The sequence below is a fragment of the Amycolatopsis sp. lyj-112 genome (assembly GCF_046549055.1).
In the GTDB taxonomy this organism is placed as follows: Bacteria; Actinomycetota; Actinomycetes; order Mycobacteriales; family Pseudonocardiaceae; genus Amycolatopsis.
This window is the reverse complement of the sequence record NZ_JAJPWS010000001.1, coordinates 360,307-379,985: the sequence shown is the minus strand read 5'-3', so window position 1 is coordinate 379,985 and position 19,679 is coordinate 360,307. Positions and strand designations below refer to the sequence as shown.

At 67.4% G+C, this 19,679-nt stretch carries 21 protein-coding genes; 4 read left to right on the top strand and 17 right to left on the bottom strand.

Translation table 11 applies throughout. From position 1 onward, the window contains the following. Position 1: 1 nt before the first annotated feature. The 12 genes from atpA to ACLJRL_RS01695 all read right to left on the bottom strand — a co-directional run bounded on the left by atpA (position 2) and on the right by ACLJRL_RS01695 (position 11,218). The gene (gene atpA, locus ACLJRL_RS01750; RefSeq protein WP_410654194.1) at positions 2 to 1,639 is read right to left on the bottom strand and encodes a F0F1 ATP synthase subunit alpha; all 1,638 of its coding nucleotides are present in this window, start codon (positions 1,637 to 1,639) and stop codon (positions 2 to 4) included. A 54-nt stretch (positions 1,640 to 1,693) separates the two neighbouring features. After that, on the bottom strand, positions 1,694 to 2,524 hold the full coding sequence (locus tag ACLJRL_RS01745; RefSeq protein ID WP_410654193.1) for a F0F1 ATP synthase subunit delta: 831 nt from the start codon (positions 2,522 to 2,524) through the stop codon (positions 1,694 to 1,696). Positions 2,525 to 2,530: 6 nt separating this feature from the next. Further along, positions 2,531 to 3,094, bottom strand: a complete 564-nt coding sequence (locus tag ACLJRL_RS01740; protein WP_410654192.1) for a F0F1 ATP synthase subunit B — start codon at positions 3,092 to 3,094, stop codon at positions 2,531 to 2,533. Positions 3,095 to 3,127: 33 nt separating this feature from the next. Then, positions 3,128 to 3,382 carry an ATP F0F1 synthase subunit C gene (locus ACLJRL_RS01735; protein WP_044852450.1) on the bottom strand — a complete coding sequence of 85 codons (255 nt, stop codon included), beginning with the start codon at positions 3,380 to 3,382 and terminating at the stop codon, positions 3,128 to 3,130. A 59-nt stretch (positions 3,383 to 3,441) separates the two neighbouring features. Continuing rightward, positions 3,442 to 4,239, bottom strand: a complete 798-nt coding sequence (gene atpB, locus ACLJRL_RS01730; RefSeq protein ID WP_410654191.1) for a F0F1 ATP synthase subunit A — start codon at positions 4,237 to 4,239, stop codon at positions 3,442 to 3,444. Between the two features lie 378 nt (positions 4,240 to 4,617). Further along, on the bottom strand, positions 4,618 to 5,073 hold the full coding sequence (locus tag ACLJRL_RS01725) for a hypothetical protein (RefSeq protein ID WP_410654190.1): 456 nt from the start codon (positions 5,071 to 5,073) through the stop codon (positions 4,618 to 4,620). 100 nt (positions 5,074 to 5,173) lie between these two features. Continuing rightward, positions 5,174 to 6,325, bottom strand: coding sequence for a glycosyltransferase family 4 protein (locus tag ACLJRL_RS01720; protein ID WP_410654189.1), 1,152 nt, complete (start codon positions 6,323 to 6,325; stop codon positions 5,174 to 5,176). 86 nt (positions 6,326 to 6,411) lie between these two features. Next, a complete protein-coding gene (locus ACLJRL_RS01715; protein ID WP_410654188.1) occupies positions 6,412 to 7,062 on the bottom strand; it encodes an L-threonylcarbamoyladenylate synthase in 651 nt (216 codons plus the stop codon). Between the two features lie 132 nt (positions 7,063 to 7,194). After that, entirely contained in the window at positions 7,195 to 9,180 is a 1,986-nt protein-coding gene (locus ACLJRL_RS01710) for a M6 family metalloprotease domain-containing protein (protein ID WP_410654187.1), read from the bottom strand. A 183-nt stretch (positions 9,181 to 9,363) separates the two neighbouring features. Further along, positions 9,364 to 10,230, bottom strand: coding sequence for a peptide chain release factor N(5)-glutamine methyltransferase (gene prmC / locus ACLJRL_RS01705; protein WP_410654186.1), 867 nt, complete (start codon positions 10,228 to 10,230; stop codon positions 9,364 to 9,366). An 84-nt stretch (positions 10,231 to 10,314) separates the two neighbouring features. Then, on the bottom strand, positions 10,315 to 10,863 hold the full coding sequence (locus tag ACLJRL_RS01700) for an HD domain-containing protein (RefSeq protein ID WP_410654185.1): 549 nt from the start codon (positions 10,861 to 10,863) through the stop codon (positions 10,315 to 10,317). 7 nt (positions 10,864 to 10,870) lie between these two features. Beyond that, positions 10,871 to 11,218: a MerR family transcriptional regulator gene (locus ACLJRL_RS01695; RefSeq protein ID WP_410654184.1), complete on the bottom strand. Its 348-nt coding sequence runs from the start codon at positions 11,216 to 11,218 to the stop codon at positions 10,871 to 10,873. Between the two features lie 59 nt (positions 11,219 to 11,277). Here ACLJRL_RS01695 and ACLJRL_RS01690 point away from each other — a divergent pair, with 59 nt between their 5' ends. From ACLJRL_RS01690 to ACLJRL_RS01680, 3 genes are all read left to right on the top strand, one after another. Then, the gene (locus tag ACLJRL_RS01690) at positions 11,278 to 12,048 is read left to right on the top strand and encodes an alpha/beta fold hydrolase (RefSeq protein WP_410654183.1); all 771 of its coding nucleotides are present in this window, start codon (positions 11,278 to 11,280) and stop codon (positions 12,046 to 12,048) included. Between the two features lie 67 nt (positions 12,049 to 12,115). Continuing rightward, entirely contained in the window at positions 12,116 to 13,549 is a 1,434-nt protein-coding gene (locus ACLJRL_RS01685) for a hypothetical protein (protein WP_410654182.1), read from the top strand. Between the two features lie 18 nt (positions 13,550 to 13,567). Continuing rightward, a complete protein-coding gene (locus ACLJRL_RS01680) occupies positions 13,568 to 14,305 on the top strand; it encodes a hypothetical protein (RefSeq protein WP_410654181.1) in 738 nt (245 codons plus the stop codon). On the opposite strand, the gene ACLJRL_RS01675 is transcribed toward ACLJRL_RS01680, so the two are convergent. From ACLJRL_RS01675 to rpmE, 3 genes are all read right to left on the bottom strand, one after another. Next, on the bottom strand, positions 14,302 to 14,679 hold the full coding sequence (locus ACLJRL_RS01675; protein WP_410654180.1) for an SCO4402 family protein: 378 nt from the start codon (positions 14,677 to 14,679) through the stop codon (positions 14,302 to 14,304). The two genes, ACLJRL_RS01680 and ACLJRL_RS01675, sit on opposite strands and share 4 nt — an antisense overlap. 6 nt (positions 14,680 to 14,685) lie before the next feature. Beyond that, positions 14,686 to 15,756 (bottom strand): peptide chain release factor 1, encoded by a 1,071-nt coding sequence (prfA, locus tag ACLJRL_RS01670; protein ID WP_410655126.1) that lies wholly within the window; start codon positions 15,754 to 15,756, stop codon positions 14,686 to 14,688. A gap of 97 nt (positions 15,757 to 15,853) precedes the next feature. Continuing rightward, positions 15,854 to 16,081, bottom strand: coding sequence for a 50S ribosomal protein L31 (gene rpmE / locus ACLJRL_RS01665; protein ID WP_410654179.1), 228 nt, complete (start codon positions 16,079 to 16,081; stop codon positions 15,854 to 15,856). Between the two features lie 222 nt (positions 16,082 to 16,303). On the opposite strand from rpmE, the gene ACLJRL_RS01660 reads away from it, so the two are divergent. Then, entirely contained in the window at positions 16,304 to 16,849 is a 546-nt protein-coding gene (locus ACLJRL_RS01660; protein WP_410654178.1) for a CHAP domain-containing protein, read from the top strand. Positions 16,850 to 16,890: 41 nt separating this feature from the next. Here the strand turns inward: ACLJRL_RS01660 and ACLJRL_RS01655 are convergent, their stop codons facing one another. Together ACLJRL_RS01655 and rho are read right to left on the bottom strand one after the other, a co-directional pair. Further along, positions 16,891 to 17,421, bottom strand: a complete 531-nt coding sequence (locus ACLJRL_RS01655; protein ID WP_410654177.1) for an AAA family ATPase — start codon at positions 17,419 to 17,421, stop codon at positions 16,891 to 16,893. 75 nt (positions 17,422 to 17,496) lie between these two features. Continuing rightward, the gene (gene rho, locus ACLJRL_RS01650; RefSeq protein WP_410654176.1) at positions 17,497 to 19,605 is read right to left on the bottom strand and encodes a transcription termination factor Rho; all 2,109 of its coding nucleotides are present in this window, start codon (positions 19,603 to 19,605) and stop codon (positions 17,497 to 17,499) included. Positions 19,606 to 19,679: the final 74 nt, after the last annotated feature.

The following is a 19,679-nucleotide window of genomic DNA, read 5'->3' as shown; positions in this document are numbered from 1 at the left end:
CTCACTTCTTCGGCGCGGGCTTGTTGACCTTGACGGTCTCTTGCCCGACCTTCTCGGCGGCCATCGCGTCGGAGACCTCGACCAGGCTCTTGCCCTCGGAGGTGGTGAACTCCTTCTTGAACTCGTCCACCGCGTCGACCAGCCCGGAAGCGGTCTCCTTGGAGAACTTGCCCGACTCGCGGATGTCCTTGAGCAGCTCGCCGTGCTTACGGCGGGTGGAGTCGACGAACTCGTCACGGAAGCGACGCACGTCCTCGGTCGGAACCGTGTCGAAGTGCCCCTTGGTACCCAGGTACACCGTGACGACCTGCTCCTCGACCGGGATCGGGGAGTACTGCGGCTGCTTGAGCACTTCGTACAGCCGGACACCGCGCTCGAGCTGCGCCTTCGACGCCTCGTCGAGGTCCGAAGCGAAGGCCGCGAAGGCCTCCAGCTCGCGGTACTGCGACAGGTCGATCCGGAGCGAACCCGAAACGTCCTTCATCGCCTTGACCTGCGCGGCACCACCCACGCGGGAAACCGAGATACCCACGTCGATGGCCGGGCGCTGACCGGCGTTGAAGAGGTCCGACTGGAAGAAGCACTGACCGTCGGTGATCGAGATGACGTTGGTCGGGATGTAGGCCGACACGTCGTTCGCCTTGGTCTCGATGATCGGGAGACCGGTCAGCGAGCCCGCGCCCAGCTCGTCCGAGAGCTTGGCGCAACGCTCGAGGAGACGGGAGTGCAAGTAGAAGACGTCGCCGGGGAAGGCTTCACGGCCCGGCGGGCGACGCAGCAGCAGCGAAATCGCGCGGTAGGCGTCGGCCTGCTTGGTCAGGTCGTCGAACACGATGAGGACGTGCTTGCCCTCGTACATCCAGTGCTGGCCGATGGCCGAACCGGTGTACGGCGCGATCCACTTGAAGCCGGCGGAGTCCGACGCGGGGGCCGCGACGATGGTGGTGTACTCCATCGCGCCGGCGTCCTCGAGGGCCTTCTTCACCGCGGCGATCGTGGAGCCCTTCTGGCCGACCGCGACGTAGATGCAGCGAACCTGCTTCTTCGGGTCGCCGGTCTCCCAGTTGGCCTTCTGGTTGATGATCGTGTCCACCGCGACGGCCGTCTTACCGGTCTTGCGGTCACCGATGATCAGCTGACGCTGGCCACGGCCGATCGGGGTCATCGCGTCGATCGCGGTGATACCGGTCTGCAGCGGCTCGGCCACCGGCTGGCGCTCGACCACCGAAGCGGCCTTGACCTCCAGCGGGCGGCGCTCGGTGGTCTCGATCTCGCCGAGGCCGTCGATCGGGGCGCCCAGCGGGTTCACCACGCGGCCGAGGTAGCCCTCGCCGACCGGGACCGAGAGGACCTGACCGGTCCGCTTGACCTGCTGGCCTTCGACGACGGTCTCGAAGTCACCGAGGATCGCGACACCGATGGAACGCGCGTCCAGGTTCAGCGCGACGCCGAGGACCCCACCGGGGAACTCGAGCAGCTCGTTGGCCATCGCGGAAGGAAGGCCCTCTACGTGGGCGATACCGTCACCGGCGTCGATGACGACACCGACTTCTTCCCGGCTCACGTCCGGGGCGTAACTCGAGACGTAGTTCTCGATCGCGCTACGGATCTCATCCGAGGAGATCGTCAGCTCCGCCATTTCGTTCCCGCTCTCGCTTCGTTCGTGCCAGTGTGCAAAGTCGTTGTGGGTGGGTCAGCCGGCCAGCCGGCGACGCAGGGAGTCGATCCGCCCCGCGGTGCTGCCGTCGATGACCTCGTCGCCGACGCGGACGATGAGCCCGCCGCCCAGCGACGGGTCGACCTCGACGTGCAGCGCGAGCTGCCGCCCGTAAAGGGCGTTGAGCTTCTCGCTCAGCCGAGCCTGCTGCTCGTCGGACAGCGCGCTCGCGCTGGTCACCTGGGCGACCGAGCGTTCGCGACGTTCCGCGGCCAGCTGGACCAGTTGCTCGAGGGCGTTGCCGACCCCGCGTCCCTTGGCGCGCAGGACGACCTGCTCGACGAGGGTCTCGGTGACCACGTCCACCTTGTCGGCGAAGAGATTGCGGACGAGGGTCCGCTTCGCCTCGATGGGAGCGGCCAGGTCGGCCAGGGCCCGTTCGAGCTCCGGTTCACCCGCAACGATACGGCTGACCCGGAACAACTGGTCTTCGACAGCGTCGATGTTCCCGGACTTCTCCGCACTGGTGAGCAGCGCCGAGCGGCCGAGGGCCTCGAGCCCGTCGGAGAGTTCACGCGGGCTCGACCAGCGGCTGCCCGCCACGGAGTCGAGCACCTGCAGGGCCGGTTCGGAAACCTTGCCCGCGAGGATCCCGCGGGCGAGGCCGATTCGGGCTTCGGGCGTGGACGAACCGTCGGCGACGGCCCGGCGCAGGCCGATCTCCCGGTCCAGCAGGGCGACGACCGAAAGCAACTCGTCGCCGAGCGAGGAGGACACAGTCGGGTCCGTACCCGCGGCGGCCAGAACCTCGCCGAGACGATTCTCGGCGAGGTCGAGCGCTTCACGGCTCGCAGCATGCAGCGTCATTCTGGTCTACTTCCCCGCTCCGTGACCGGCACCGTTGGCACCGGCGGTCTCCAATTCGGCAAGGAACCGGTCCACGGTGCCGTGGCGGCGCGCGTCGTCCGCGAGCGACTCGCCGACGATGCGGCTGGCCAGCTCGATGGAGTTACGGCCGAGTTCGGCGCGCAGCTCGGCGATGATCTGCGCCTTCTGGGCCTGCAGCTGAGCCTGCCCCTGGGCGACGATGCGCTGGGACTCGGCCTCGGCGTCGGCCCGCAGTTCCGCCTTGATCTGCTCGGCTTCGAGCCGGGCGTCGTCGCGGATCTTCGCGGCCTCGGAACGGGCTTCCGCCAGCTGCGCCTTGTACTGCGCAAGGTTTTCTTCGGCTTCGGCCTGCGCCTTCTCGGCTCGCTCGATGCCGCCCTCGATCAGCTTGGTCCGCTCTTCAAAGGCCGTCTCGAAACGCGGGACGACGTACTTCTTCAGAACGAACAGCAGCAGAAGGAAGGCGATGAAACCGAGGATGAGCTCGGGAACGTGCGGCACGATCGGGTTGGGCGCCTCGGCGGCCAACACCAAGTCGGTCTTCAGCACAACGTCTCCTTAAGCGATGAGCGGAACTCAGCCCTAGGCGGAGGCGAGGAAGTAGATGACGATACCGATCAGCGCCAACACCTCGGTCAGCACGAAGGTCGAGAAGGCGATGCTCTGCAGCTTGCCCTGGGCCTCCGGCTGACGGGCGGTGCCGTTGATGACGGCGGCGAAGATCAGACCCACACCGATACCGGGGCCGATCGCGCCGAGGCCGTAACCAATGGCGGCGAGACCCGGGTTGATGTTGGTAGCGGCCTCGGCAGCCTGCGCAAGAACGATGTTGCTCACGTGCGTTTCCCTTCAAACTCGGTCCGCGCGACTCACGCGGATCGGGGGCTTTGGTGTTCTCAGTGCTCCGACGCCAGCGCGGCGCCGATATACCCTGCGGACAGCAGTGCGAAAATGTAGGCCTGCAGGACCTGGATGAATGCCTCCAGGAAGGTCATCGCGATGGCGAACAGGAATGCCACCGGCGACGCGACCTTCACGATGCCTTCGCCCTCGGTCAGCAGGAAGCTCCCGCCGAGCGTGAAGACCATGATGATCAGGTGCCCGGCGAACATCGCCGCGAAGACTCGGATGGCCAGCGTGGCCGGCGCGATGAAGAACTTCTGCGCGAACTCGATGGTGGAGTACAGCGGCAGAACGAACCCGGGAATGCCCGCGGGCGCCAGTTCCTTCTTCAGGTAACCCTTGAAGCCGTGGCGTTTGAAACCGACGAAGTGATACACCGGGTAAACGACAAGGAACGCGAGGGCGACCGGGAAGCCGATACGCGCCATCGTCGGGAACTGAAAGAACGGGATGATCCCGAAGAGGTTGTTCACCAGAATGAAGCTGAACAGTCCCAGGACCAGCGGGATGAACGGCTTGAAGTCAGCAGAGCCGATCTGTTCCCGCGCGATGTTGTTGCGGCCGAAGTTGTAAATCGATTCGGCGATGAACTGTCCCTTACCCGGGACGACCTTCAACCTGCGCGACGACACCATGAAGTAGGTGATGAGGATGATCAGAGAGATGACCACCAGCAACATCGGCTTGGTGAAGCTCAACCAATAGCCGGAGCCGAACAACGGCGGTAGGTTGAAGTCTTTTACGCCAGGCGGCGTGAACTCCGCACCCTCGGCTAGTACCAGCGCGCCCACTGGGCTCCTTCCGGTTCTCCCGGCCGGCGTTCACTCCGCCGGGGGAATCGTCACGATCTGGACTTAACGTACCCGACACGTATCGGGCCGTCGGAGGCGGCACCCCACGATGTGCTGAACACGGCTTCACGTTCCGCACACGAGGATTCTCGATGCAGTGCTCCCGGGAGACAGACGCCTACCAGCGGGTAAGAAGGGACGATTCAACACCGTCGCCACACTGCTGTTCGGGGTTCGTCATCAGGAGCCGGCGACCGAGGCCGCCGCCCATATGCGGACCATATCAGCCGGTTCCCAGGCGCCGTACAGGCGTACTACATTGCCACCGATCGGCCGAGGACCTAGGTCCCGTACCAGGTCAGGACCTCGGTCCCGCGATCAGCGGGAGGCGGGGATGATCGTCGGGATCTTGGTCTTGCGGAACGCCGCGAACTCCACGGCGGCGGCCACGAGAATGGCGACGATCATGGTGACGCCCAGCGCCATCGGGTGGATCGCGGACACGCCGCGAAGCAGGCTCAGCGCCGCGAAGAGGACGAGGATCTTGAGCACGTAACCACCGAGAGCGATCACCATCACGAACATCGGGTCCATGCCCGCGCTGAAGCGCATGAGGCCCAGCGTCGCCAGTGCCGAAACAAGGGCGAGCACGCCGCCGATGGCCGAGCCGGTGAAGCCCGGGAGTCCTTTGAGGATGGTGAAGACCACGACGCACACGAGCACCGCGGGCGGAACCAGCATCAGAGAGGCCTTCATCATCGCGTTGGCCGCCTGCAGAACCACCTTGGCGTGGGGGTTCTCCTCCGCCTCGACGGTCTTTTCGGTCTCGCTCACAGAAAACTCCCTGGTCGTCTCAGCCGACCAGTGTAGGCCCGTCCCGATCGCGCCTTTCAGGCAGTCTGTTTCTGCCATTCAGGCGGTCCAGTCTCGCCGTTCAGGCGGTCCGGTTACGCGACCGCAGTCTGGGGACGACCGACACCAGCGTCGCCAGCAAAAAGCCGAAGCCGACGATCCAGAAAACCGCGACATCGTCGAACAACGTCACCGAAACGGCGCCGAACGCGAGCAGCCCGGCCCACAAGTAGATGAGCAGGACCGCACGGCGCTGGGAGTGGCCGATTTCGAGCAGCCGGTGGTGCAGGTGCATCTTGTCCGCGGCGAACGGGCTCTCGCCCCGGCGGGTCCGGCGGATGACCGCCATGATCAGGTCGAGCAGCGGCACGAACAGCACCGCGGCGACCACCACGAGCGGCGAGAGCAACGCGAGCGCGTCCTTGCCGCTGAACTGCGGATAGGGCACGCGGCCCGACGCGGACGTCGTCGCGCCCGCGAGCATGAGGCCGATCATCATCGAGCCCGAGTCGCCCATGAAGATCTTCGCGGGCTGGAAGTTGTACGGCAGGAAACCCAGACAGGCCCCGGCGAGCGTGGCGGCGATCAGGGCGGGCGGGTACGCGCCGACGTCACCGCCCGAGGAGTCGAGCAGGCCGAGCGAGAAGGAACACGTCGCGGCGGCGGCGATGAACCCGAGGCCGCCGGCGAGCCCGTCGAGGCCGTCGACGAAGTTCATCGCGTTGACCATGACGACCACCAGCACGACGGTCAGCAACGCGCCCTGGTTCTTGTCCAGCACCAAGACCTGGCCGAAGGAGTTGTCGCCCCCGCCCCACGGCACCCAGAACGACACCCACTGCACACCGAAGATGACCAGGATCCCGGCGCACATGACCTGACCGGCCAGCTTCGTCCAGGCGTCCAGTTCGAACCGGTCGTCGAGCGCGCCGATCAGGGAGATGACGCCGGCGGCGAGCAGCACGCCCAGCGAGTCGAACGAGAAGTCGAAACCCCGGCTCAGCGCGGGCAACTGGTGCGCGAGCCCCATCGCGGCGGCGACACCGAGAAAGATGCCGATACCGCCCATCCGCGGGATCGGGGTGACGTGGACGTCCCGGGCCCGCGGGTTCGCGATCGCGCCGATCCGGATGGCGACCCGTCGCACGACGCCGGTGAGCAGGAAGGTAACTGCCGCCGCGGTAAGGGCGACGAGGAGGTACTCCCGGATCGGGAGGCCTTGCGTAGGAGGCATGGTGCGTTACGCCGCCGAGGTCCAAGTCACCTGAACACGCTACCGCGCCAGGGAGATACGGCGGCGAACGGTACTAGGACTCGGGATCAGGCGAGTGACTCGGCGGACACTCCCAGTACTTCCGCGATCGCCGCGCGGCTGACCGCGCCCTCCCGCAGGACGACCGGTTCGTCACCGGTGAGATCGACCATCGAGGACGGAACGGGTTCGCCGGTGGAGCCACCGTCGAGGTACACCGCGACGCTGTCACCGAGCTGGTCGACCGCGTCCTGCGCGGTGGACGCCGGAGGCTGGCCGGAGACGTTCGCGCTCGAGACCGCCATCGGGCCGACGTCACGGAGGAGTTCCAACGCGACCGGGTGCAGCGGCATCCGCAGCATCACCGTTCCGCGTGACTGACCCAGGTCCCACTGCAGGCTCGGCGCGTGCGGCAGCACGATGGAGAGGTCACCGGGCCAGAAGGCCTCGATGAGCGCGCGGGCCTGCGGCGGCACGCCGAGCACCAGTCCATCCACAGTGGACCAGGAGCCGACGAGGACGCCGACCGGCATGTCCGGGCCGCGGTTCTTGGCCCGGAGCAGGGACTGGACGGCGCCGCCGTCGAAGGCGTCCGCGCCGATTCCGTAGACCGTGTCGGTCGGGAGGACCACCAGGCGGCTGGAGCGCACCGCGCTCGCCGCCGCGGCGAGCCCGTCGGCCCGGGAATCACGCTTGCTGCAGTCGTACACCGCGCTCATGGCGCCTGAGCCTAGCCCTGCCGCGCGACGGCGTGGCCCTCACCTCCGGGGTGTCATGAAAGGGTCTTTCAGGACACGCTTTGAATCAGCGCTGTACGTCCTGAAAGACCCTTTCATGACATAAGCCCTCGGTCAGAAGGCGAAAGCGGCACAGAACGACGTCGCCGTCTTGGCCGGATCGGCGATCGACGTCGCGGTCAGCTTGACGTGCGCGACGTGGTCACCGCCCGCGGCCCGTTTGGCGTGCGCCGTCGCCGAGGAACGGCCACCGAAGGGGACGGTGGACAGCTCGTTCGGCAGCCGGACCTCCCAGCCCTTGGCGTTGGTGGACGCGCTCAGGCGGTAGGTGTCGGTGTTGTACGGCGCCACCGCACCCTTGGCGTTACCCGTGTTGAGCACCGGGAACGAGCAGCTCGCGAGCCCGTTCCTGGCGAACGCGGGGGCCGACGGCCACAACGAGACGCCCCGGGCCTGCGTGCCGGCGCCGTCGAGCGAGGCCACCGTGACGACGTAGGACAGCACGCCCTTGCGGTCGCGCTCGACGTCCGAGACCAGGAACTTCAGCCGGTTCGCCTCGTCGGTGTGCTCGTACTTGCTCGCCGAACCGGTGCCCGCCTTGAACGCGGCATCGTTGAGCTGGCGGTAGTCGCCGATGGTGATCGGTACCGCCGTGCCGTCGGGCTTCTTGTAGTCGGTCATGCCGATGTCGGCCGGATTCGCGTCGACGATCCATTCGAACGGGGCGTTGTCCTGGTTCTTCGTCTTCGCGATGATGACGCCGGAATCCGGCGCGAAGGAATCGCTGCCCATCCGGTCGACGACCTCGACGGTGTAATTGTTGTAGCCACCGCCGTCGCAGAACGGATCCTTCGACCGGTCGCATTTCGGCGAAAGGTCCCCGCCGGTGAGCGCGATGTTGATCCCGCTGTAGGCGCCCTGACCCGGCAGCACCGACCGCGCGGTGATCCGCGTCGAAACCGGCCCGGTCTTGGCGAGCTGGTCGCGGTCGAGTTTCAGCACGTCCTCGGGGTCGATGATGTCGAGCTTCATCTTGGTGCGCAGCATGTGGTGCGCCCCCATCGAACCGCCCTGCGTGGCCGGGATCTGCCAGCGCGTGTGCGGTCCGCCCGGACCGTTGAACGTGCCGCGCGACATCATCTCCCACGGCCCGGTGTACGCCCGGGACGGCGGATTGCCGAACGGGTTGTTGTAGTTGTCGCCGATCCCGAGAATGTGGCTGAATTCGTGCGCGTAAACCGCCTGGCCCGAGCTTTCCGCCTGGGTCGAGGAACCGGTGACCGCGTTCGGCCAGATGCTCGCCGCCGATTTCCACGACGTCCACGGGACGTACCGGGTGGCCGCGGCATTCGGCATTCCGGCGACGCCGGGACCGAATTCGTCGGTCACGTTCTCCTTTTCGCCGAACTTCATCACGCCGAATTCCTGCCAGGTCGCGCTCTCGTCCTGGCCGGCGGAAAGATAGAAGATGAAGTCGAACTGCTTGGCGACGTCGCCCACGTCCGCGCGCCAGGCCGCGCCCGCGTCGGTGCGCAGGTCACGCTTGCAGTTCGCGGTGGGCGGGCAGGCGTCCGGCTGGAACTCCATGCCGTACTCGAAGGACTTGCCGGGCAGCCGGTACGGCCCGAACGCGGTCAGGTCGACGCCCAGCCTGCCGCCGGAGTCCTCCATCCAGTACTCGTTGATCGTGTGCCCCTGGTTGAGGGCCTGCGGCTTGTTGAGGAAGTCCTGGTAGAACTTCGCGACGCCGCCCCGGGGGATGTTGCTGGCGGCGGGGCCGGGGTTGCCGAAGACCGTCGAGTGCGGGGCCTGGGTGACCGCGAACTCCTGGTCCGGGTAGTCGGCGAGCACCACGGCGCCCTTGAACGTCCGTTTGGTCGGCTTCAACGCGGGGTCGGCCCAGTTCGTGCCGGGCGGCTTGCGGTAGTCGCCCCACGTCATGTGGTCCTGGTTCTCCCAGGTCGACCCGTCGATGGCGGCGGGCCAGCCCTTCGCGGGCGCCGCGGCGGACGCGGGCTGCGCGAGAAGACCCGGCAGCAGTACAACGGTGGCGAGAATCGCGAGTGTTCTGAGTGGGGCTCGTCGGAGAGACGATCGCATCGGGGTACACCTCCCAGTCGGACCGCCGATCAGGCGGCCGTGATCGACGTTAGGAGGTGGGCTTTGCCCTGGGCACCGCCGGAAGTCGTGAGTCCCGCTAACTATCGTCGCGTTTAGTCCTCTACTCGCGGTCGTTGCACGCGCAAGTACCGCAACCAGAGGACGAAACGCGGGGGCAGGAGGTCAGGAGACGCGGATGGCGGTGACGAAACGCGGGCGTCCCGCGAGGTCGATGTGGCCCTGCACCTCGGTCAGCACGCGCCGTGCCCGCACCAGCGCCGGAACGGCGGAACCGTGCGTGTCGTCGTGCTCGATCGCCATGCCGCCGGTGGGCCGCAGCAGGCGCGCGGCGGCGGCGATCGCGTGCCGGATCACCGCCAGCCCGCTCTCCTCCGCGAACACCGCGCGCGCCGGGTCGTGATCGGCGACTTCCGCGGGCACCGGAGTGCCTTCGGGCACGTACGGCGGGTTGCACAGGACCAGGTCGACGAGCCCGTCGAGCTCGGCGAACATCGTGCTGTCGGCGACATCGCCGGAATACAGCCGGATGGGCGTGTCACCGGCGTCGGCGTGGACGTCGGCGTTGTGCCGGGCCCAGGCGAGCGCCTGGGAGTCGATGTCGACGGCGTAGACGACGGCGTCCGGTCGCGCGTGCTGCACGGCCAGCGCCAGCGCGCCGGAACCGGTGCACAGATCGACCACCACCGGGTACTCGCGCCCGTGCAGCAGCTTGAGGCCCCATTCCAGGAGCAGTTCGGTCTCCGGGCGCGGGACGAAGACCCCGGCGCCGACGTTGACGGTGATGTCGCCGAGCGCGGCCCACCCGGTGAGGTACTGCAGCGGGATCCGCTTGGCGCGCTGCGTCACCAGCTGGCCGATCGCGTCGATGACCGGTGGGTCCACCAGCGGCACCATCGGCAGGCGGCCGCGATCGACGCCGAGGACATGGGAGGCGATGATCTCCGCGTCCGACCGGGGCGATGCCACGCCGGCCTCGGTGAGGATTCGGGTCGCTTCCATGATGGCGAGGCGCAACGGCTGCCGATTCACTGGGGTTCCTTCACATCGTCAAGCGTGACACACGGGGCACGCGTGCCGTGGTCGATACACGCGGGCTCAGGGTATCGATTCCTTTCAGCGCACCCGCCACGAGAGCGACGACAACGTCAGCGCCGCTTCGGCCACTCGCCGGGCCAAGTCGGTCTGGAGGCTCTTCATCGCCGAAGCGATCCACTCGTCGACGTTCCGTACGCCGATATCGCGGTACTCGACGGCTTGAAGCAACATCTCGAGCTTGTCCGCATCGCGTGCGTACAACGCCTCCGGGCTCTCCGCGGACTCGTACTCGTCGACGGCGTCGCGCACTGAGTCCTTTGCGGACTCCCCCAGCGCCGCCGTCTGGGCCGCGGTGATCGCCCTCGGGTCCGGCTTCTCGACGAAACCCTTGATCGTGTGCGGAAGATCGCCCGTTCGCGTCTCCTGCGTGTCGTGCCAGAGCGCGAGATACGCCGCGCGAGCCGGGTCGGCCCCGCCCTCGGCCGCCAAGAGCCCGGCCAGCTGCGCGACCCTGGTGGTGTGCTCGGCGACCGACTCGGGATCGCGGACCCCTGCCTGCCACCAGCCCGCACGCCGGATCCGCTTGAGCACACCCAGTTCGAACCCGAACTTCGCCAGGGCTTCCACACTTCTCCTACGCGTCGGCGGTCAGATATCCGGCCAGTGTCCCGCGCCGCTGCCGGAGAGTGTCCATGCGGTCGTCCATCGCGGCCAGTTCTCGCCGGATCTCCGCCACGACCGTCGGGCACAGCTCCAGCTCGGGCAGTTCCCCGTTCGCGCAAGGCAGCACCTTGGCGATCACCTGGCTGCTCAGTCCCGCCCCGAGCAGCCCGCGGATCTGCCGGACCGTGGTCACGGCGTCCTCCTCATAGACGCGGTAACCGTTGGAGTCGCGCCGGGACGCCAGCAGTCCCTGCTCCTCGTAGTAGCGCAGCAGCCGCTGGTTCACGTCCGTCCGCCGGGACAGTTCGCCGATCAGCATGTGACCCCCGTCATCCGTGATTGACCTTCACACCGATGTCAGTACCTAACGTCGCCGCCATGACGAATCATTTCGCGCACCTCGTCCGCGGTTCCGGTCCCGGCCTGCTGCTCGCCCACGGTGGCGGCGGCAGCGTGGAAGGCAACTTCGGCACCATCCTCGACGACCTCGCCCGCACTCACACCGTCGTGGGCCCCGACTACCCGGGTACGGGCGCCACCCCGCGCAGCACCGGACCGCTGGACCTCGACGCCGTCGCCGACGAACTGGTCGCCATCGCCGTCGACGCCGGGCTGGAGCGCTTCGCGATCCTCGGCTACTCCGTGGGCACCGGCGTCGCCGTGCGGGCCGCGACCCGGCATCCCGAGCGGGTCACCGGGCTCATCCTGACCTCCGGCTTCGCGAAGCCGGACAACCGCCTCCAGCTGGCCGTCGACATCTGGCGTGAACTGCTCGGCGGCGACCCGAAGCTGCTGGCAAAGTTCCTCATCTTCGCCGCCTCCGGCGAGAAGTACCTGAACGCGCTCACCCCGGCCGAGCTGGAAGCGGCCATCGAAGGGCTCGTCGGGTTCGTCCCGGAGGGCACACTCGAGCATGTAGGGCTGGTCGAGAGCGTCGACACCCGCGCCGAACTCGCGGGCATCTCGGTCCCGACCCTGGTCATCGCCACAATGCAGGACGGCCTCGCCCCGCCGTCGCACTCCCGCGAGCTCGCGGCCGGCATCCCCGGCGCCCGGCTGGTCGAGATCGACGCCGGGCACGATATCGGTGCCGAAGCCCGCGACGAATGGCTCGAAGCGATTCAGAAGTTCCTCACCACGGCCGGGTAGCCCCGTTCTGGCCCGTTCAAGGAGGCCACGGACCGATCACCGTGCGGAATCTTCTAAGGTGACGCGGGTGAAGATCCGGGAAATCAGGCTCACCCTGGGCGTGTTCGTCGCCGCGCTCGGGGTCCTTCTGATCCGCTGGCTGGTTCCGAGGCCGATCGGCATGGCCGACAACGGCGACGGTTGGCGCATCTTGTGCCAGCTCGGTGCCAAGGAACTCGACCGGCCTTCCGAGTTCTACGTCCGCTTCGCCTATGGCGAGGCCCCGCCCTGCGTCAGCGAGTACATCTCCAGCCAGAGCTGGATCGAGAAGCTCGCCGCCGGGATCGGTCAGCTTCTGGGCTCGTCCGCGGTCTTGAATCTGCTGGTCGTGGGCATGATGGGCGTTCTGCTGGCCGCGGGCGGGATCGCCGCGATCGTGACGGGTCTTCGCCTTTCGGTCCGCAACAGCGTCATCGCCACGGCGGCGCTGCTGCTGGTCGCCGCGGACTCCGCCTTCTTCGGCTACTTCGCCTCCGTGATGAGCGAAGGCGCCGCGTTCCTCGGCATGCTGATCCTGGCCGGCGGGCTCCTGCTGATGCACCGCACCGGGCCGTGGCGCTACACCGGCGCCGCTGTCACGGTGCTCGGCGCGATGATCGGGATCAACGCGAAGTCGCAGACGCTGCTGCTGATCCCGCTGCTGGCGCTCGCGCTGCTGTTCGTCCGGCCCGCGGCCAGCCGCGGCCTCGCCCGGTGGGCACTGCCGCTGGCCGTGCTCGCCGTCGTCGGCGCGGGCAGCGCACTGGTCCAGGGCCAGGGCGACGCGGCCAACGCCGAGTACCGCGAGATGAACACCTACCACGTCATCTTCAACGCCATCGTGGACGGGAAACACGACACCAGCGGCGACCTCGCGGCGCTGGGCCTACCGCCCGACTCCGCGAAGTACATCGGCACCGGTTGGTGGGGTTCCGACTCGGCGCCGCATTTCGCCGAGTACCAAGAATTCCGCGACAAGATCAGCCGCCGGAACGTGGCCCAGTACTACCTTTCGCACCCTGTGCGCGTCGTCGAGATCCTGCACAAGGCCGCGAAGGAGACCTTGACCGCGCGGGTGCCGAACCTCGGCAGCTTCGGCGAGCACGCCGGGCAGCCGCCGCTGGCCAAGGAGTACCGGGTCCCGATCCTGTCCACCGTGTCCGGCTGGCTCGCTCCGCTGGGGCTGTTCGCGCTGCTGCCGATCTGGCTGCTCATCGCCTGGGGCGGAATCCGCGCCTTCCGGAAACGCGCCGGACGCCGCGAGGTCGGAATCCTGATCTTGATGTTCCTGCTGTTCTCGATGGGCCAGTTCCTGTTGGCGGGGCTCGCGGAAGGCATCGAGAACGTCAAGCACCAGCAGCTGACGATCTTCCCGACGTTGCTGGCGGCGTCCTTCGTGGCGATCTCGTTCCTGCCACGACGTAAGGAAGAATCGGCTCCGCTCGAAGAGGCGGAACCGGAAGTGGCCGTCTCTTCCCACTGAACCCAAAAGAAATCAGTCATGGATCTCCGGGAAACCGAAGCCGTCACGCGGATATCCGCGAACATCGAATCCGACGATTTCGCGGCGGCCGCGGCCCTTGGTGAACGCTTGATCGGCGAGTTCGAGGCCTCCGAGCTGGAGATCTGCCGGGCGGACCCCGAAGGCGGATGGAAGGGCTACGCGGTCTCCGTCGGTTATCGCACACCGCCCGCCGACGGCGAGGAACCTGCCGACACCTTGCATCGTGCCGCGGTACCGGCGCTTTTCCACTTCGGCCTGAATGCGGAATTCTTCGAAATCCATGGCACCCCGGAAACCGGCCAATACGGAAGCTACGACGCTTACGACACGAAGGCCGACGGCTACACACTTTATTCGCTTATGGCGACATTCGGCGGCACCGATCCGCGTGAACCGGCGTACGTTCCGCGGCACGATTTCACCCCGCGCGCGGACTCCGATGTCATCTCGCGCGTACATCTTTTCGTCCCCACCGGGGACCTGCAGACCGCCGTCCGCCTTTGCGGCCCGCCCGCGACGGATCTTTCGGCGTCGCTGATCCGGATCAGCACGGACGCAGGGCCTTGCGAAGCGGTGCTGTTGTCGGCATTCCCGGCCGACGCCGGAGAAAGCGGCGACGAAGCGCTCAGCCGAGTCACCAACGAGGTGACCGGCCGTCTGTCCAGTGTGGGCATGTCCGTCCGGGCCGTCCACACCGGACTGGAAGACGACCCGTTCTACACCGAGCCCGGCTAGCGGTTCTCCAGAAGGACCGCCAAGGCCTCTTTGGCCGCGTCCACCACCTGGGGCCATTCTGCCGAGTTCAGATACTCCTCGTCCGACAGCTCCGTACCCAGCTTGCCGAACAGGTTCTCCAAAGCGTCGTTCAGCGGACCGAAGATCGCCACCTCGCGCTCGTCACGCAAAATGTCGCTGAGGGCGCCTTTCGGCTCTTCGAGCATTCGGACATCTTCCAACGCGTTGAACTGCATCGTGAAGCTGTCCTGTAGCGCCGGACCGCTCTCCCGCCGGACCCACTCACGCCACTGGTAGTCGACATCCGAGAGGGCCCGGACGGCATCGACGACCATCTCCCGCATCGCCGGATACGCAACACCGTCGTCCGTCATCAGAGATCAGCCGGCGTGGGCGGCCAAGCGCTCTTCGCGGTCCGCGGTGATCAACGCGTCCAGCACGTTGTCGAGGTCGCCGTCGAGGACCTGGTCCAGGTTGTACGCCTTGTAGTTCACTCGGTGGTCGGCGATGCGGTTCTCGGCGAAGTTGTAGGTGCGGACACGCTCGGAGCGGTCGACGGTGCGGACCTGCGAGCGGCGCGCGTCCGAGGCCTTCGCGGCGGCCTGCTCCTCGGCGATCGCCTGGAGGCGGGCCTGCAGGACCTGCAGGGCGCGGGCGCGGTTCTGGATCTGCGACTTCTCGTTCTGGCACGAGACGACCACACCGGTCGGGAGGTGCGTGATGCGCACGGCCGAGTCGGTGGTGTTCACGCTCTGGCCGCCGGGGCCGGACGAACGGTAGACGTCGATCCGCAGGTCGTTCGGGTCGATCTCGACCTCGACGTCCTCGGGTTCGGGGTAGATGAGCACGCCGGACGCGGAGGTGTGGATGCGGCCCTGCGATTCGGTGGCGGGCACGCGCTGTACGCGGTGCACGCCGCCCTCGAACTTCAGCCGCGCCCAGACGCCGTCGACGGCGGCCGACTTGCTCTTGATGGACACCGTGACGTCCTTGAAGCCGCCGAGGTCCGAGTCCACGGAGTCGAGGACTTCGGCCTTCCAGCCGTGACGCTCGGCGTAGCGCAGGTACATCCGCAGCAGGTCGCCGGCGAACAGTGCCGACTCCTCGCCGCCTTCACCCGATTTGATCTCCATGACCACGTCGGAACCGTCGTACGGGTCGCGAGGCAGGAGCAGTTCGGTGAGCTTGGACTCGAGTACGGGGATCTTGGCGGAGATCTCGTCTGCCTCGGCCGCGAAGGCCGCGTCTTCCGACACCAGCTCCTTCGCCGCTTCGAGGTCTTCGCGGGCGGTGTCGAGCTCGCGGATCGTCGCGATGACGGGGCTCAGCTCCGCGTAGCGGCGGCCGAGCTTGCGCGCGCGTGCCTGGTCGGTGTGCACGGACGGGTCGGCCAGCTGCTCTTCCAGCCGGGCGTGCTCTTCGAGCAGACCCTTCAGCGAACTCGAGTCCACCATTCCACCTCTCTACGGCACCGGAACTGAAGCAAACGCGGTAAAACCATGAAAAACGGCGCCTACCCGAACATGCGGGTAGGCGCCGTCGATCAAGCTACTTGGCGTCTTCGGTCTTCTTGCGCTTGCCGTAGCGAGCCTCGAAGCGCGCGACGCGGCCGCCGGTGTCCATGAGCTTCTGCTTGCCGGTGTAGAACGGGTGGCAGTTCGAGCAGATCTCGACGTGGAGGCTGCCGGAGGTCTTGGTGCTGCGCGTGGTGAAGGTGTTACCGCAGTCGCAGTTCACGTTCGTGACCACGTACTCGGGGTGAATACCGCTCTTCATGGGGTCCTCTCTCGTTGGCCCCGGGTCCCCGTGCGGGGTGAACCGGTGCCGGACTTCAGCGGTTTATTTTGCCAGATGCGCTGGCAGTGGGGTTAACGCACCCCTCCCTCGCGATATTCCGACACGTTGAGTTATCAACTATCCACACCCGGTTGTACGAAATTTGTACTTAGTCACGCGATGGTTCTCTTGTTGGTAATTCCTCAACAGGAGGTACTGAACATGCGCACCATCCTCGCCAAGGTCGCGAAGCCGGCGTCCGTCGCCGCGCTGGCCATCGCCGCCTTCGCCGTGGCACCGGTCGCCTCGGCCGCTCCGGCCGCCCACGACGCGGGCGCCACCATCACCGCCGCCGACATCAACCCGGCGGCCGGCACGTTCACCACGCTGTCCGAAGGCGACCTCGCCATCCAGGGTGCCGGTGACGGCACGCCCGCCGGCGCGGTCCAGTGGTTCAAGAACCGCTTGGGCTCGACCGCCTACCAGGGCCTCTGCGAGAAGGCCGTCGAGAACGCCTACGGCACCACCGGCGTGTGGGCCTCGGCCAACGCCCACTGGAACGGCGCGAGCCCGAAGCACACGACCGGGACGCCGCCGAAGGGCGCCTTCGTGTACTGGAACATCAGCCAGTGGGGCCACGTGGGCATCGCCGACGGCAGCGGCGGGATCTACGCCTCCAGCATCGGCGGCAAGATCGGCCACGCGTCGAGCGTGCACTACTTCAACGCCTACCGCGGCTGGACCCCGGCCGCCCGCCCGCACCGCTGAGCCGCCTGCCTCGTGAGTGGTAATGACGGTTAGAACCGTCATCACCACTCACGAGACGCGAGCCAACGCCTTGTCTTCCGCGGCGAGGTCAGCCGCACCACAGGCACCCCGGGGTCGGCCTCCCAGCCGCGGAGGATCCGCCGTTTGCGGGCGAAGGACCGGAAGTGCCACACGATGATCGAGTCGCCCGAGAAGATCTCTCGCACTGTCTCGACGTTGCCGTTGCAGATCCGGCGGCGGGTGACGCAGCGCACCACCGTCCGGCGCACCAGCCTGCTCAGCGAAACCCAGCGCGGATAGTCCAGCGCCACGATCAGTTCGGCCCGGGGCAAGGCGATGTCGCGCCATCTGGAGAACATGCCGTCGATGATCCAGCGGTCTTCAGCGACCAAGAGGGTGATCCGGCGCCGTTGCTCCTCGTCGGGCACGGCCACCCAGCCCGGTTCCCAAGCGAGGTCGTCGTCCACCGAATGCCACGGCAGCCCGGTGCGCTCGGCCAGTTTCCGGGCCAAGGTCGTCTTCCCCGAACCGGTGACGCCGTAGACGACGATCCGCCCCGGTACCGAACCCATCTCGTCCTCCCCGGACGTGACGAAGGGGCCCTTCACCGCATGAGATGCGGCGAAGGGCCCCTTCGCTTCGAAAAATCAGTCGTCGTCGTTCGAGCCGAGGGCCGTCTTCGAGACCTGCATGAGGAACTCGAGGTTGGTCTTCGTCTTGCGCAGACGCGAGATCAGCAGGTCGATCGCCTGCTGCGAGTCCAGCGCGTGCAGCACCCGGTGCAGCTTGTGGGTGACCGCGAGCTCGTCCGGCGAGAGCAGCAGGTCTTCCTTGCGGGTACCGGACGGGTTGACGTCCACCGCGGGGAACACCCGGCGCTCGGCGATCTTCCGGTCGAGCTTGAGCTCCGCGTTACCGGTGCCCTTGAACTCTTCGAAGATCACCGTGTCACCGGTGGACCCGGTCTCGACCATCGCCGTGGCGAAGATCGTGAGCGAGCCGCCGTTCTCGATGTTGCGCGCCGCGCCGAGGAAACGCTTCGGCGGGAAGAGCGCGGTCGAGTCGACACCACCGGAGAGGATCCGGCCGGAAGCCGGGGCCGCGAGGTTGTACGCACGGCCGAGGCGGGTGATCGAGTCGAGCAGCACGACGACGTCGTGGCCCATCTCGACGAGCCGCTTCGCCCGCTCGATCGACAGCTCCGCGACCGACGTGTGGTCGGACGGCGGACGGTCGAAGGTGGAGGCGATGACCTCACCCTTCACCGACCGCTGCATGTCGGTGACCTCTTCCGGACGCTCGTCCACCAGGACGACCATCAGGTGGCACTCGGGGTTGTTCGTGGAGATCGCGTTCGCGATGTCCTGCATGATCGTGGTCTTACCGGCCTTCGGCGGCGAGACGATCAGCGCACGCTGTCCCTTGCCGACCGGCATCACCAGGTCGATGACGCGGGTCGTGAGCTTGTGCGACTCGGTTTCGAGGCGCAGGCGCTCGTTCGGGTACAGCGGGGTCAGCTTGGTGAAGTCGGGGCGGTTCTTCGCCTCGTTCGGCTCCAGGCCGTTGATCGAGTCGACGCGCACCAGCGGGTTGAACTTCTGCCGCTGCTGCTCGCCGTCACGCGGCTGGCGCACGACACCGGTGATGGCGTCACCACGGCGCAGGCCGTACTTGCGGACCAGCGAAAGCGAGACGTACACGTCGTTCGGCCCGGCGAGGTAGCCCGAGGTACGGACGAACGCGTAGTTGTCCAGCACGTCCAAGATGCCCGCGACGGGCAGCAGGACGTCGTCCTCGCGGATCTCGGTGTCCGGCGAACCGGCTTCGGGCCGTCCACCGCCACTGCCCCGGCGGCGACGGTCGCGGAAGCGACGGCCGCGACGGCCGCCTTCCTCGTCGTCGTCACCCTGCGGGCCCTGGCCCTGGCTCTGGCCACGGTTGTCCTGGCCGCCCTGCGGCTGGTTGCGCTGGCCCCGGCTGTCCTGGCCCCGGTTTTCGCGGTTGCCGTCACGGCCACCATCGCGGTTGCCGTCACGGCCGCCGTCCCGGTTGCCCTGGCGGTTGCCGGGCTGTTCGCCTCGGTCACCGCGGTCGTTGCGCTCGGCACGCTCGCCGCGCTCGGCACGGTCACCGCGTTCGTTGCGGTCACCGCGTTCGTTGCGGTCGCCGCGTTCGTTGCGGTCGCCGCGCTCGCGCTGCTCACCGCGCTCCCGCTGCTGGCCGCCCTGCTCGGGCGAACCCGCGGCACGGTTCGAGCCGCGGCGACGACGGCTGCGGCCGCCCTCTTCCTGCTGCGACTGGCCGTCCTGCTGGTTCTCCTGCTGCGCCGGGCGCTCGGCGGCCTGCGCGGAACCGTTCTCCGAAACCTTCTCGGCCTTTTCCACGCGCGGAGCCTCGGCCGGAGCCGTCTCCGCCTTGGGCGCTTCGGCCTTCGGGGACTCCTGCTTGGGAGCCGCCTGCTTCGGGGCCTCCGACTTGGGAGCCTTCTGTGGTACTTCGATCCCCTCGAGCGGAAGCGTTTCGCTCGCCGCCGCGGGGGTCTTGCGCTTGGTCTTGCCCTGGCGCTCACGGATGGCCGCGATCAGGTCGCCCTTACGCATACCCGTGGTCTCGCCGATGCCAAGATCCCCAGCGATCGAGCGCAGTTCCGCGACGGTCTTGCCGGTCAACCCGCCGACCGTCCGCTTGGGAGCGACGACGCCGTTCGACTCGGCGGCGCCACCCTCGACGTCGCTCAAAAGATCGGTGTTGCTCACAAATGTCCTTCCTGACCGATCCACGCCTCCAGGCGGATCAGCGGACCGCCGTTCGCGTCCGATTGCGAAACGGC

Excerpts from the sequence above, each read along its gene's own strand:
- ACLJRL_RS01655 (WP_410654177.1), bottom strand. The coding sequence starts at position 17,421 with ATGGGTTCGGTACCGGGGCGGATCGTCGTCTACGGCGTCACCGGTTCG.
- ACLJRL_RS01690 (WP_410654183.1), top strand. The coding sequence starts at position 11,278 with ATGACGAATCATTTCGCGCACCTCGTCCGCGGTTCCGGTCCCGGCCTG.
- ACLJRL_RS01745 (WP_410654193.1), bottom strand. The coding sequence starts at position 2,524 with ATGACGCTGCATGCTGCGAGCCGTGAAGCGCTCGACCTCGCCGAGAAT.
- rpmE (WP_410654179.1), bottom strand. The coding sequence starts at position 16,081 with ATGAAGAGCGGTATTCACCCCGAGTACGTGGTCACGAACGTGAACTGC.
- ACLJRL_RS01660 (WP_410654178.1), top strand. The coding sequence starts at position 16,304 with ATGCGCACCATCCTCGCCAAGGTCGCGAAGCCGGCGTCCGTCGCCGCG.
- ACLJRL_RS01715 (WP_410654188.1), bottom strand. The coding sequence starts at position 7,062 with ATGAGCGCGGTGTACGACTGCAGCAAGCGTGATTCCCGGGCCGACGGG.
- ACLJRL_RS01680 (WP_410654181.1), top strand. The coding sequence starts at position 13,568 with ATGGATCTCCGGGAAACCGAAGCCGTCACGCGGATATCCGCGAACATC.
- ACLJRL_RS01675 (WP_410654180.1), bottom strand. The coding sequence starts at position 14,679 with ATGACGGACGACGGTGTTGCGTATCCGGCGATGCGGGAGATGGTCGTC.
- ACLJRL_RS01710 (WP_410654187.1), bottom strand. The coding sequence starts at position 9,180 with ATGCGATCGTCTCTCCGACGAGCCCCACTCAGAACACTCGCGATTCTC.
- atpA (WP_410654194.1), bottom strand. The coding sequence starts at position 1,639 with ATGGCGGAGCTGACGATCTCCTCGGATGAGATCCGTAGCGCGATCGAG.
- ACLJRL_RS01695 (WP_410654184.1), bottom strand. The coding sequence starts at position 11,218 with ATGCTGATCGGCGAACTGTCCCGGCGGACGGACGTGAACCAGCGGCTG.
- ACLJRL_RS01720 (WP_410654189.1), bottom strand. The coding sequence starts at position 6,325 with ATGCCTCCTACGCAAGGCCTCCCGATCCGGGAGTACCTCCTCGTCGCC.